The organism is Nocardia sp. NPDC056000 (assembly GCF_042269265.1).
Classification (GTDB): Bacteria; Actinomycetota; Actinomycetes; order Mycobacteriales; family Mycobacteriaceae; genus Nocardia.
The window spans coordinates 57,270-69,567 of sequence record NZ_JBHJXS010000010.1 but is presented as its reverse complement, the minus strand read 5'-3'; the positions used below and the strand labels follow the sequence as shown (position 1 = coordinate 69,567).

Annotated in this window: 12 protein-coding genes; 6 read left to right on the top strand and 6 right to left on the bottom strand. The window is 68.0% G+C overall.

Annotated features, from left to right (window positions below; genetic code table 11):
- Positions 1-165: 165 nt before the first annotated feature.
- From ACFC4D_RS27800 to ACFC4D_RS27780, 5 genes are all read right to left on the bottom strand, one after another.
- Positions 166-1,302 carry an Mrp/NBP35 family ATP-binding protein gene (locus ACFC4D_RS27800; RefSeq protein ID WP_364639972.1) on the bottom strand — a complete coding sequence of 379 codons (1,137 nt, stop codon included), beginning with the start codon at positions 1,300-1,302 and terminating at the stop codon, positions 166-168.
- Between the two features lie 146 nt (positions 1,303-1,448).
- Positions 1,449-2,321 carry a lytic transglycosylase domain-containing protein gene (locus ACFC4D_RS27795; RefSeq protein ID WP_375965599.1) on the bottom strand — a complete coding sequence of 291 codons (873 nt, stop codon included), beginning with the start codon at positions 2,319-2,321 and terminating at the stop codon, positions 1,449-1,451.
- Between the two features lie 310 nt (positions 2,322-2,631).
- Complete coding sequence (locus ACFC4D_RS27790; RefSeq protein ID WP_375965601.1) at positions 2,632-4,026, bottom strand: lytic transglycosylase domain-containing protein; 1,395 nt, start codon at positions 4,024-4,026, stop codon at positions 2,632-2,634.
- Between the two features lie 156 nt (positions 4,027-4,182).
- Entirely contained in the window at positions 4,183-4,770 is a 588-nt protein-coding gene (locus tag ACFC4D_RS27785; RefSeq protein ID WP_364639963.1) for a DUF1003 domain-containing protein, read from the bottom strand.
- Entirely contained in the window at positions 4,767-6,092 is a 1,326-nt protein-coding gene (locus tag ACFC4D_RS27780) for a magnesium transporter MgtE N-terminal domain-containing protein (protein ID WP_375965603.1), read from the bottom strand. Before ACFC4D_RS27780 ends, ACFC4D_RS27785 begins: the two co-directional genes overlap by 4 nt.
- 72 nt (positions 6,093-6,164) lie before the next feature.
- Between ACFC4D_RS27780 and ACFC4D_RS27775 the strand changes: the two genes are divergently transcribed.
- From ACFC4D_RS27775 to ACFC4D_RS27765, 3 genes are read left to right on the top strand one after another with little or no spacing between them, the layout of a single operon-like run.
- Positions 6,165-7,121 (top strand): CoA ester lyase, encoded by a 957-nt coding sequence (locus ACFC4D_RS27775; protein WP_364639957.1) that lies wholly within the window; start codon positions 6,165-6,167, stop codon positions 7,119-7,121.
- Positions 7,122-7,133: 12 nt separating this feature from the next.
- Entirely contained in the window at positions 7,134-7,616 is a 483-nt protein-coding gene (locus tag ACFC4D_RS27770; RefSeq protein ID WP_364639954.1) for a general stress protein, read from the top strand.
- Between the two features lie 3 nt (positions 7,617-7,619).
- Positions 7,620-8,195: a suppressor of fused domain protein gene (locus tag ACFC4D_RS27765; RefSeq protein WP_364639951.1), complete on the top strand. Its 576-nt coding sequence runs from the start codon at positions 7,620-7,622 to the stop codon at positions 8,193-8,195.
- Here ACFC4D_RS27765 and ACFC4D_RS27760 read toward each other — a convergent pair whose 3' ends face one another.
- Complete coding sequence (locus ACFC4D_RS27760; protein WP_375966430.1) at positions 8,196-9,266, bottom strand: magnesium and cobalt transport protein CorA; 1,071 nt, start codon at positions 9,264-9,266, stop codon at positions 8,196-8,198.
- Between the two features lie 108 nt (positions 9,267-9,374).
- Between ACFC4D_RS27760 and ACFC4D_RS27755 the strand changes: the two genes are divergently transcribed.
- The 3 genes from ACFC4D_RS27755 to ACFC4D_RS27745 are packed head-to-tail and all read left to right on the top strand — an operon-like array spanning position 9,375 to position 12,219.
- The gene (locus ACFC4D_RS27755; RefSeq protein ID WP_364639948.1) at positions 9,375-10,229 is read left to right on the top strand and encodes a PHP domain-containing protein; all 855 of its coding nucleotides are present in this window, start codon (positions 9,375-9,377) and stop codon (positions 10,227-10,229) included.
- Positions 10,230-10,248: 19 nt separating this feature from the next.
- The gene (locus ACFC4D_RS27750) at positions 10,249-10,515 is read left to right on the top strand and encodes a hypothetical protein (protein ID WP_364639945.1); all 267 of its coding nucleotides are present in this window, start codon (positions 10,249-10,251) and stop codon (positions 10,513-10,515) included.
- A 51-nt stretch (positions 10,516-10,566) separates the two neighbouring features.
- On the top strand, positions 10,567-12,219 hold the full coding sequence (locus ACFC4D_RS27745) for an FAD-binding protein (protein ID WP_376067886.1): 1,653 nt from the start codon (positions 10,567-10,569) through the stop codon (positions 12,217-12,219).
- The last annotated feature ends 79 nt before the right edge of the window (positions 12,220-12,298 follow it).

Below are 12,298 nucleotides of genomic sequence, written 5' to 3'. Positions count from 1 at the left end.
ATCTCCCCCCCTCTCGCGGGCGGCCTCGTCTTTTTTTATTACCCCCCCCCCCCCCCCCCCGCCGCGCTTTCCCGGGGTCCCTTAACCCCCCCCCACCCTCCAACCCCCCGCGCGCGTCCCATGCCCACGGGCCACGGCGGTATTCGAATGGGAGGCGACTTTTCGCTACAGGTGGCGGGTGGTGTCGATGTTCAGGGACATGCCCGCCAGGCCGCGGCGGCGGACCGCGAGTTTGTCGGCGATTTCGAGCAGGGCCTTGCCGGAGGCGCTTTCCGGGGCGGACAGCACGATCGGGGTGCCCTCGTCGCCCGCCTCGCGCAGTTCCTGTTCGATCGGAATCTGGCCCAGCAGCGGCACATTCGCGCCGACCGCGCGAGTCAGGTTGTCCGCCACGGTCTGTCCGCCGCCGGAACCGTACAGCTCCATGCGCGAACCGTCGGGCAGATCCAGCCAGGACATGTTCTCCACCACGCCCGCGATGCGCTGGCGGGTTTGCAGCGCAATGGATCCCGCGCGCTCGGCGACCTCGGCGGCGGCCAGCTGCGGGGTGGTGACGACCAGGATCTCTGCGTTCGGGATCAGCTGGGCCAGCGAGATGGCGACATCGCCGGTGCCCGGCGGCAGATCCAGCAGCAGGATGTCCAGATCGCCCCAGAACACATCGGCGAGGAACTGCTGCAGTGCGCGGTGCAGCATCGGGCCGCGCCACACCACGGGCGTATTGCCCTGGGTGAACATGGAGATGGAGATGAGCTTCACGTCATGTGCGATGGGCGGCATGATCATTCGCTCGACCTGGGTGGGCCGCTGATCGGTGCCCAGCATGCGCGGCACGGAATGTCCATAGATATCCGCGTCCAGCACGCCGACCGACAGGCCCTTGGCGGCCATGGCGGCCGCGAGATTCACGGTGACACTGGACTTTCCGACGCCGCCCTTACCGGAGGCGACCGCGTACACGCGGGTCAGCGAGCCCGGCTGGGCGAACGGGATGACCGGTTCGGCATTGTCGCCGCGCAATTTCTTGCGCAACTCGGTCCGCTGTTCATCGTTCATCACATCGAGGGACACATTGATCGCGCCGACGCCGGGCACGTCATTGACGGCCTTGGTGACCCGCTCGGTGATCTGCCCCTTCATCGGGCACGCCGAGGTGGTCAGATAGACGACGACCTGAACGCTGCCGTCCGCGCCGACCTCGACGCTCTTCACCATGCCCAACTCGGTGATCGGTTTCCGGATCTCCGGGTCGTTCACCTTCGCGAGCGCGCCCCGCACATCCGATTCCGTTACCACTGGCATACCGAAAGCTTAGGAGTTCGGGCCAGCCGCGCTGTCACGGGGACCGCCTCGCGCCCATCGGCGGGGAACGATTCGGCCGCCCCGAGCTGCTTGCGCCGGGGACTCACCGCTGACGTGGGCACCGCACGGCGACGACGGGCGTCGGCTCAGATGCGGGGGAGGGCGGAAGCGCCGGGGGCGATCCCGGTGGAGTAGGCGGTTTCCCAGGCCATCACGTTGGCGACGTAGGCCATGGAGTTGTTGTAGCGCAGGATGGCCCGGGTCTGCTGCGCCGGATCGCGCATATCGAGATTGCCGGAGCAGAGGTATTTGCCCGCGGTGAGAGCGGCGTCGAAGAGGTTCTGCGGATCGGCGATGCCGTCGCCGTTACCGTCCGCGGCGTAGTGCTTCCAGGTTTGCGGCAGGAACTGCATGGGGCCGATGGCGCGGTCGTAACCGGCGAGGCCGTCGAGTTCACCGCCGTCGGTGTCGTGCACGACATTGTTGCCCCAGAGGCTGCCGTCCAGAACCGGGCCGTAGACCGGATCGATGGGGTTGCCGTCCGCGTCGGCTTTACCGCCGAAGGCGTGCGTGGATTCGACCCGGCCGATACCGGCGAGCAGGGACCACGGCATGGCGCAGGCCGGATTCTCCACGGCCAGAATGCGTTCCGCGTTCTGATAGGCGTTTTCCGCGATGCCGGGCATCCCGATCGGGCCGGCGGGCAGGGCGGCGGGCACGCGGCCCTCGGGTAGAGCGACTGTCTTGACCACCGGGGGGCCAACGGGCACAACCTGTTTGGCCTCGCGGAGCATGACTTCCGGGACGGCGACCGGCGCGGCGGCCGCCTCGGGTCTGGGTAGCGCCGCGTCCGCGTCGGACGAGAACTCGTGCTGGAGAGCGGAAGTCAGGCCGCTGACGATATTGCCGCTGTCCGCCGCGCCGGAGATGGTGGCGCCCACCGCCGGGACGAGACTGGTGAGGGCGATGACCGATCCGCGGCGAATCGTCGGAACCGGGGGCTTGCGATGACGTCCCACTTGGTGCTGACCCTCCATTGCCGTCGGTTCTCGCGAACCGGTTGACGCAGTGAGGACTAAGCTACATCATTCGAGACCGTTCCGTTACTACTTCGTAATCTTTCCTGATGATTCGATTACGCCTGAGTGGTTAAAGGCGTCAATGGGACAGCCTGTCGTGCCTGTGCCGGACGAACTTTCGCGCCTGTACCGGACAGCTGTCGCACCCGTACCGATACGACTCGGCCGCAGCCCCGGGGCTGCGGCCGAATATCGGTCTTCAACTGTAACTCTTCGGACGTCGGCGGATGAGGCCAACGGCCGCAATGGATTACGGCACCGCCGGGGCGGGCGGCGCGGGCAGCGGAATGGTGATGCCGAACGGGAGCGTGATGCCCGGAGCCGGGGTGGTCGGATCCACCGATTCCGGTGCGGGCGCGGGCTCCGGTGCGGGGGGTGCGGCCTCATCGGTCTTGGCGGGCTGCGCGGGCTGGTTGTTCGGCTGCTGCTGTTGCGCCTGCGCGGCCGGATCCTGCTGCTGCGGCTGGGCGCAGGTGGTGGTCTTCTCGATCGGCTTGCCGTCCGGCCCGAACTGCTGTTCGCCGGCCGCCTTGTCCTGATCGGTCTTGTCCTGCGCGCCGACCTGGACGCCGTCCTCGGGCTTGGCGTCCGGCTTGGTCTCGGTGGGCGGAAGGTTCACGGACTCACAGGGATTCGCGGGCACCACGGGCGCGGGGCAGAAGATGCCGCACGGAATGGGCGGCAGGCCCGGGATATTGATCATCACCTGGGTGGGCGTCTGCCGGGTGGTGCTCGGCGGCGCGTCCGTGGTGGTGGTCGTGGTGGTGGCCGGGATATTGACCGAGGCCGCCGTCATATCCGGTCCGGCGGTGAGCGCGCCGGGCGGGATCATGTCCGCGGAGATGTTCACGGCCGAGGGCGTGCCGCCGGTCTTGTACGCGTTCGACCAGCTGAGCACATTGGCCGCGTACGACATCGAGTTGTTGTAGCGCAGCACCGCGCGCAGCTGCTGGGCCGGATCGCGCAGATCCAATCCGCCCGAGCACAGGTATTTGCCCGCCGCGAGCGCCGCGTCGAAGACATTGTTCGGATCGGAGACGCCGTCGCCGTTACCGTCCGAGGCGTAGTTGGCCCAGGTGCTGGGCAGGAACTGCATGGGTCCGACGGCGCGCACATAGCCGCCGTTGGTGGCCTTGATGACCTCGTTGCCGGGCAGGGTGCCGTCCAGCGCCGGACCGTAGATGGGCGAGATGGTGGTGCCCGCGGCATCGGTGCGGCCGCCGCTGGCGTGCAGCGATTCGATGCGCCCGATACCGGCGAGCAGATTCCACGGCAGCCCGCAGCCGGGCGTCGAGGATTCCAGTGCCAGTTCGGCATTGCGGTAGGCGGCCAGCACCAGTTCGGGGATGCCGAGCGCGCCGGTGCCGCCGGGCAGCGCGATGTTCTGCAGCTGCACATTGCCGCCGAGCCTGCCGTCGGCGGGCGGGGTCATTGCGCTGAGTTTGCGGGGCGCCTCGGGCGCGGCGGGCACCAGCCCGACGGTCTGATCGGAGGCGTTCTGGACGGCGTTTCCGGATCCGGTATCGGACGCGGCGGCCGCCAGAAGCGCTTCGGGCGCGGCCTGCGGCGCCTCGGTGTGCACTGTGGTGTTGGTGGCCGAACCCGCGGTGACCAGGCCCGCAATCAGCAGCGCCGATGCGGTCACCGGTGCAGATATTCTCTTGCCCACCACACAATCCCCTCAGTCGTGCGGCCGTTTCCCGGTGACGACGGCCGCAAAATGCGGGTGTCTGGGTCGGTCGCTCGGAACAACGTGATCCAGGTTACCCATCCGTAAGCTTGTTGGGTACAGCTTGTGCGGTTAGTCGCCATCTTTTTGCGGCGAAATTGCGACCTCCGCCCTCTTTCGATCGCTACTCTTCTTCGGTTTCCGCTCCTTCACGATCTCGCCGTCGGTGGCCAGTTTCTCCAACCTGACCAGCGCATCCTTGACATCATCCAACTCTCGGCGCAGATAGTCACGGGTCGCCACCTCGCCGACGGCGAGTCGCAGCGAAGCGAGCTCGCGCGCCAGAAATTCGGTATCGGCTTTTGTCTGGGCTGATCGCGCGCGATCCTCCTCGAGTGCCACGCGGTCGCGGTTGTCCTGCCGGTTCTGTGCCAGCAGGATGAGCGGCGCGGCGTAGGCGGCCTGGGTGGAGAACGCCAGATTCAACAGGATGAACGGGTACGGGTCCCACTGCAGCCGCAGCGCGAACACATTGAGCAGAATCCAGACGATCACGATCACCGTCTGGATCACCAGATAGCGGCCGGTGCCGAGGAAGCGTGCGACCCGTTCGCTACTGCGCGCGAGAGCCTCTGCGTCCCAATCGAATCCGCGGAAGCGGGTCTCCATGGGCGATTCCAGGCGCTGGCGGGCGTTGGACTTCTCGGTGCGATCGGTCATGCGCGGCCTCCGGTGCCGTCGATCAGCGGAACGCCGTGCATATCGTGATTGTCCTGATCCTGTTCGCGCCAGTCCTCGGGCAGCAGATGGTCGAGCACATCGTCCACGGTGACCGCCCCCAATAGATGATTCTCCGCGTCCACGACCGGACCGCACACCAGATTGTAGGTAGCGAAATACCGGGTCACGGCGGTGAGCGGGGCCTCGGGCCGCAATCGCACCAGATCGGCGTCGACAATGCCGCCGACCAGGTTCGCCGGAGGTTCGCGCAGCAGTTGCTGAAAGTGCACGCAGCCGAGATAGCGACCGGTCGGTGTGGCGGTCGGTGGCCGCACCACGAAGGCCATGGTGGCCAGTGCGGGTGTCAGCTCGGGATCGCGGATGCGGGCGAGCGCCTCGGCGACGGTGGTGGCCGGAGTGAGCACCACCGGCTTGGAGGTCATCAGACCACCGGCGGTGTACGGCGCGAATTCGAGCAGTCGCCGGACCGGTTCGGAATCCTCCGGATCCATAAGCGCCAGAAGCGATTCCGCTTCCCCCTCGGGCAATTCGCCGAGCAGGTCGGCCGCGTCGTCCGGATCCATCGCCTCGAGCAGATCGGCCGCGCGCTCCACGCCGAGCTGCTCCAGCAGCTCCACCTGATCGGCTTCCGGCAATTCCTGCACCACATCGGCGAGTCGCTCATCGTCGAACGCGGCCGCCACCTCGATCCGGCGCTTGCGCGGCAACTCGCGCAGTAGATGCGCCACATCGGCGGGCCGCATGCCCTCGAACTGGGTGAGCAGCTGGGTGACGTCCTGTCCGGGCAGGTTCAGCTCTGTCTGGGTGAGCCCGCGCACCTGCGCCCAATCCACCACGTGCACCGCCCCGCGCCGCCCGAATCCGACGCCGAGCCGCCGCCGTTCGCGCACCGCGACCCGGGAGACCACGTAATCGCGGGTGCGGGACTGTTCGATGCCGAGATCGACCACCACCACCTCGGTATCGGCCAGCTGCGGCAGTTCCGGATCGTCGACCCGCACCGTCGAATCGAGAATCTGTGCGATGGCGAGCATCTCGCTCGCGCGCTGTTCGAAGCGCCGCACGCTGATGGTGCCGGTGGTCAGTGTCACCGCACCCGGATCGATCGCCTGCACCCGCAGCATCGGAACGAAAATCCGTTTGCGCGTTGGTAGTTCGACGAGCACGCCGAGCACACGCGGCTGCCGCTGGTCATAGCGGATGGAGATCACCAGGTCGCGGACGCGGCCGATAGACTCCCCGTCCGGTCCCAATACCACCAAGCCCGCGAGCCGGGCGGCGAAAACTCTCGTCGCTGCCATGAGTGTCAAGGCTAGTGGGTCCGGGCTGCCCGAAATGTCGCGCCACGAGCGCGGACGTAGAAGGAGTGACTCATGACATCGCGCCGTACGGTGCTCGCCGTCCCCGGCAGCAACCCCCGAATGATCGAGAAGGCCAAGGGGTTGGCCGCGGACGAGGTGTTCCTCGACCTCGAGGACGCGGTCGCGCCCGCGGCCAAGGCGCAGGCCCGCGCCAATATCGTGGCCGCGCTGAACTCGGACGGCTGGGGCGAGCAGATTCGCGTTGTGCGGGTCAATGATTGGACCACCGAGCACACCTACGCCGATGTCATCGCCGTGGTGGACGGCGCGGGCGACCGCATCGACGCGCTGCTGCTGCCCAAGGTCACCGACGCCGGCCAGGTGCAGGCCCTGGACCTGCTGCTGACCCAGCTGGAGAAGACCAACGGCCTGCCGGTCGGGCGGATCGGCATCGAACCGCAGATCGAGAACGCGCTGGGGTTGCGCAATATCGACGCCATCGCCACCGCGAGCCCGCGCGTGCAGACCCTGGTGTTCGGCCCGGCCGATTTCATGGCCTCGATCAATATGCGCACCCTGGTCGTCGGCGAACAGCCCGAGGGGTACGAGCCCGGTGACGCGTATCACCACATCTATATGACGATCCTGCTCGCCGCCCGCGCGCACGGACTCCAGGCCATCGACGGTCCGTACCTGGCGGTGCGCGATGTGGAAGGCTTCCGCCGCAACGCCTCTCGCACGGCCGCACTGGGTTTCGACGGCAAATGGGTGCTGCATCCGGATCAGATCGCGGCCGGTAACGAGATCTTCAGCCCACGTCAGGCGGACTACGACCGCGCCGAGGAAATTCTGGACGCGTACGCTTTTCACACGTCGGCCGCGGGTGGAGCCCGGGGCGCGGTCATGCTCGGCGACGAGATGATCGACGAGGCCAGCGCCAAGATGGCGCAGGTGATCGCTGATAAAGGACGAGCCGCGAAAATGACGCGTACCACGCGATTCGATGCCCCGTCCGACGACTCGAAATAGCATGATGGAGATATGACGAATCCCTTGGGGAACGCGAGCCGGAACCGTCCGGGCCTGCCGACGCCACCGTCCGGCTGGCCGGTCGGCTCCTATCCGACCTACGCCGAGGCCCAGCGCGCCGTCGACTACCTGGCCGACAATTCCTTCCCGGTCGAGAACGTGACCATCGTCGGCGTCGACCTCATGCAGGTCGAACGCGTGCTCTACCGCCTGACCTGGGGCAAGGTCATCGGCGGCGGTGTGGTGTCGGGCGCCTGGCTGGGCCTGTTCATCGGCCTGCTGCTGAGCCTGTTCTCCTCCAGCGGCGCGATTCTGGTCGGCCTGATCGGCGGCATCGTCTTCGGCGTCATCTCCACCACCATCCCGTACGCCGCCACCCGCGGACAGCGCGATTTCGCCTCCACCATGCAGTTGGTGGCCGGGCGCTATGACGTGCTGTGCGATCCGAAGGCCGCCGAACAGGCCCGGGACATGCTCGCCAGGCTGGCCATCTAGCTCATGGATGTGATCAATACGGTCCGGGCCGGGGTGCTCGGGCATTTCGGTGTGGCAACCGCCGACGCTGCGTCGGTGACCTTTCTCGGGCTGGAGCCCATCGATATCCTGCGGATTCCCGATGGCGATCTGGTGCACTACGTGACGCTCGGAGGTTCCCGCCACCCCATGACGGATCCGACTGCGGCGCTTGCCGATCCGGTGCGCGGGCCGCGCGCGGAGTTGGCGCTGACCCTGCGCGGCGGGGTGGGCGCGGGCAGCGGGCTCACCAAGACGCTGGCCGTGCTGGTGGCCTCACCGTCGGTGGAAGGCATTGTGCTGCAGGCCGATGCGCTGCTGGATATGGGCGAACCGATCTGGGCCGGTGCGCCGTTCACCGCGGTACTGCTCGGCGAGAGCGATATCCCCGCCGTGGAATTGCCCGAACCCGCTGAGCCCGTACGCTTTCTGGCCGCGACGCCGATCACCGCGACCGAGGCGGCCTGGGTGCGCATTCGCGGGGCCGCGGCACTGCGCGAGGCCTGGACCGAGGCGAAAATCGATGTGCGCGATGCGGATCGCGGTGCGGCCTCGCTGTAATCACAACCACTTGTTGCGGTGGAAGTTCACATAGAGCCCGGCGCACAGCAGCACCATGATGCCGAACACCAGCGGATAACCGAAGGTCCACCGCAATTCCGGCATGTGGTCGAAGTTCATGCCGTAGATGCCCGCGATCATGGTCGGCACCGCCGCCATGGCCGCGTACGCGGAAATCTTTCGCATATCGGTGTTCTGCTGCACGCTCACCTTCGCCAGCGCGGCATTGATGAGCGCGCTGAGCGATTCGTTGAAGTCGATGATCTGCTCGGTGACGGCCGTGTGGTGATCGGTGACATCGCGCATATAGCGCCGAATCTCCGCGGGCAGCGGCAGTTTCGGGTCGTGGGTGAGCAATTGCAGCGGCAGCGCAAGGGGTTTCACCGCGCGCCGCAATTCCACCACCTCGCGCTTGAGCTGGTAGATGGCCTCGATGATGATATCGGCGGCGGGCGTGAACACCGCCTCCTCCATGGCGTCCACATCATCCTCGATGGCCGCGGTGACCTCGGTGTAGGTGTCCACGACATTGTCGGTGACCGCGTGCAGCACCGCGCTCGGGCCGAGTGCCAGCTGTTTCGGCGTCGACTCCAATTCCCTGCGCACACCGGCCAATCCGCTGTGATCGCCGTGCCGCACGGTGATCACGAAATCCGGGCCGAGGAAGATCATGATCTCGCCGGTGTCCACGATCTCGCTGACGCTGTTGAGTTCGTGCACGTGATAGCTGACCGTGCGCAGCACCAGGAACAGAATGTCGTCGTAGCGTTCGAGTTTGGGCCGCTGATGCGCGCTCACCGCGTCCTCGACGGCGAGCTCGTGCAGACCGAAGGATTTCGCCACATCGGTCATCAGCCCGGTGCTGGGTTCGAGCAAGCCCAGCCAGACATAACCCTCACCGCGCCTGCGCACCTCGGCCAGCGCTTCGTCATAGGTGCAGTGCGCCGTCAGCCGTTTGCCGTCCACGTACACCGCACAGTCGATGACCACGTTCGCGCCGTGCTTCGGCTTGGCCGGATGCGGATGCGCCGGTGTCCGGGTCGGCCAGCGGAAGGAGGGCAATTGCGGTATCGAGGACACCTGCCGGAGTCTAGTTCGCGGGACTCGCCGCGCTCGCGATGCGCGCGCTCCAGACCGGCTGCCCGGGATCGGCGGCGGGCCGCGTGCAAGATGGACCGTGTGCGCATCGATCTCCACACCCATTCCAATGCCTCCGACGGCACCGACACTCCGGCCGAGTTGATCCGCAATGCCGCGGCCGCCGGACTGGACGTGGTCGCCCTGACCGATCACGACACCACCGCGGGCTGGGCCGAGGCGGTGGACGCGCTGCCCCCGGGGCTCACGCTGGTGCGCGGTATGGAGATGTCGTGCGTGGGCCGGGGCGAGGACGGCTGGCCGGTCGCGGTGCACCTGCTGGCGTACCTGTTCGATCCCGCCGACGACGTCTTCGCGCAGGAGCGCGAGCGCCTGCGCGGTGAACGCATCATCCGATTGCGGGCCATGGCCGAGCAGATGGCGGCCGACGGCCTGCCGGTGGATCCGGACGCGGTGATGGCGTCCGCGGGACCGTCTGCGGGCCGCCCGCATCTGGCGCGGGCGCTGGTGGAGGCGGGCGTGGTGCCGACGGTCGACGCGGCGTTCCAGGATCTGCTGGCCTCGGACGGCCGGTACTACGTGGAGAAGGCCGATACACCGCTGCAGCGCGCGGTGGAGATGGTGCAGGCGGCGGGCGGGGTGAGCGTGGTGGCGCACGCGCGCGCCCGCAAGCGCGGCCGGCTGCTGGCGCTGGACCACATTCGTGAGCTGACCGCGCTCGGCCTGGGCGGTCTGGAACTGGATCATCCCGATCACAGCGCCGCGGACCGCGAGGTGCTGGCCGGGCTGGCCGCCGAACTCGGCCTGCTCACCACCGGGTCCTCGGACTACCACGGCCGCAACAAGACCATCCGGCTCGGCGAATTCACCACGGACCCGGCGCAATTCGAGGAGCTGGTGGGTAAGGCGAGCGGGGTTCCGGTGATCACCGCATGATCGGGACGGGTGTGACGGCATGAAGGTGCTCCGGGGTCTGAGCGGACTCATCGCGGGCGGCACGGTGATCCTGGTGCTGACGGTCGTCGGCGCGGCGATCATGGGCGCGCAGCGTGATTTTCCGGGCCCCGGGGCTTCCGATCTGGCGTGGCATATCGGTGCGGCGGTGGTGATTGTGACCGCCCAGGTATTTGCTGATAGACGTCAGGGAATTGCGGCTTTTTCCGGATGTGCGATAGTTTTTGCGGTAGCTGGAATGTTGTTGTGGACACAGTGGTGGAATTGAAATACGCATAACAGTTGCGAGCAGTTGAACGGTCGACGAACATTTGTCGATATGACCGAATTCGACGCGGATGTGCTCGTGCTGGGAGGCGGTCCCGCCGGGGCCTGGGCCGCGCTCGCCGCGGCGGCGGCGGGCGCCCGTGTCCTGCTGGTCGACAAGGCCCGCTGCGGTTCCAGCGGCCCCACCGCGCGCGCGGGCGCGACGCTCTGGAACATTCCGCCCGGCCGGTTGCGCGATGACGCGGTGGCCGAGAGCTTCGCGCACGGCGGCGGGCTCGGCGATCCGGAGTGGATGTACCGGGTGCTGGAGGAGACGCACCGGCGTGTCGGACAGCTCGTGCACGGGGGGCTCCGGTCGCACGGCGACGGCTCCGCACGGCCCACCCGGGTGCACCTGGACGGACCGAAATATCTCGGGCGACTGCGCCGCAGCATGATCGTCGCCGGGGTGCGGATTCTCGATTATCATCCGGCGTTGCAGCTGATCACCGATGCCGACGGGGTGGTCTCGGGCGCGGCCGGGGTGGCGCTGCAGGGCGATTTCCGCAGCTGGTCCGCGCATGCCAAGGCCGTGATCATCGCCACCGGCGGCTGCGCCTTCCTCTCCGGCGGCGCGGGCACCGATGTGGATACCGGTGACGGTCTGCTGATGGGCGCCGAGGCCGGGGCGGAACTGTCCGGCATGGAGTTCTCCAACGCGTATTCGCTTGTCCCGGCCGGTGTTTCGGGACCCGCCTCGGTATCGGGCCAGCGCCCGCCGGGTGCGTTCCCGGCCGATCAGGTGCGGCATTTCGCGACGCTCTACGACGAATCGCGCTCTGTGCTCTGCGATCAGGGCGCGGGGTCGCGGGCCCAGGCGTTCGCCGCCATCGCCGACGGGCGGCGCGTCTACGCCGCACTCGACGAACTCTCCGATGTGAGCGCGCTGCTCGGCGGCCCCGATGACCAGCTGTTCGGACCGCGCCCCGAGGCCGGGCCGGAGGACATACTGGCGCAAGCGAATTCGGGCTGGTCGGGGCGGGTGCCGCTGCGCGCGGTGCTGGAGGGGACGGTGCGCGGGACCGGTGGGCTGCGGCTGGCCGGACCCGATTGCGCCACCACGGTTCCCGGACTCTTCGGCGCGGGCGATGTGACCACGCGGGAACCGGTGACCGGTGCGGTGTCCGGGGTCGGCGGTCAGCACGGGGCGTGGGCGGTGTCCTCGGGGGTGTGGGCGGGGCAGGCGGCGGCGCGGTTCGCGGGCAATCGCCGCAAACTCGGTAAGACACGCCCGGTTCCGGGGGTCGGGCTCACCGATCGGGCGCGCATCGATCCGCGCGCGGTGGTCGGGCTGGTGCAGGAGCACACGCTGCCGCTGCGCCGCAGTTACTGGCGCAGTGACGGGAGTCTGCGGGACAGCATCGGCGAACTCGACGGTATGTGGCCAGGGGTCGAATACGACCTCGGCGGCAAGGGCGCGACCAGGCTGCACGCCCGCCAGGCCGCGGCCCTGCTGGCGGTGGCGCGCTGGACCAAATACAGCGCGCTGGCCCGCACCGAAACCCGCGGTATGCACCGCCGCACGGATCATCCGGGCGGGACCGATGATTGGCGCGTCCGCCTGCTCACCGGCGGTCTCGACAGCGTCTGGGTGCGGCCCGAGCGCACCGCCGCGCCGCGCACCATGCGCGGACCCGTGGAAAGCGCCGCGCCCGAGGCGTCCTGATTCGCAAGGCTCGGTTCGGGCTCGATCTCACCGCGCCGCTGCCAATCGGGCGCGACAGCTCACGGCGGCGGGTGGTATC

Bases quoted from the DNA above. Each gene is read 5' to 3' on its own strand.
- ACFC4D_RS27800 (WP_364639972.1), bottom strand. From the start codon at position 1,302: ATGCCAGTGGTAACGGAATCGGATGTGCGGGGCGCGCTCGCGAAGGTG.
- ACFC4D_RS27785 (WP_364639963.1), bottom strand. From the start codon at position 4,770: ATGACCGATCGCACCGAGAAGTCCAACGCCCGCCAGCGCCTGGAATCG.
- ACFC4D_RS27780 (WP_375965603.1), bottom strand. From the start codon at position 6,092: ATGGCAGCGACGAGAGTTTTCGCCGCCCGGCTCGCGGGCTTGGTGGTA.
- ACFC4D_RS27775 (WP_364639957.1), top strand. From the start codon at position 6,165: ATGACATCGCGCCGTACGGTGCTCGCCGTCCCCGGCAGCAACCCCCGA.
- ACFC4D_RS27770 (WP_364639954.1), top strand. From the start codon at position 7,134: ATGACGAATCCCTTGGGGAACGCGAGCCGGAACCGTCCGGGCCTGCCG.
- ACFC4D_RS27765 (WP_364639951.1), top strand. From the start codon at position 7,620: ATGGATGTGATCAATACGGTCCGGGCCGGGGTGCTCGGGCATTTCGGT.
- ACFC4D_RS27750 (WP_364639945.1), top strand. From the start codon at position 10,249: ATGAAGGTGCTCCGGGGTCTGAGCGGACTCATCGCGGGCGGCACGGTG.
- ACFC4D_RS27745 (WP_376067886.1), top strand. From the start codon at position 10,567: ATGACCGAATTCGACGCGGATGTGCTCGTGCTGGGAGGCGGTCCCGCC.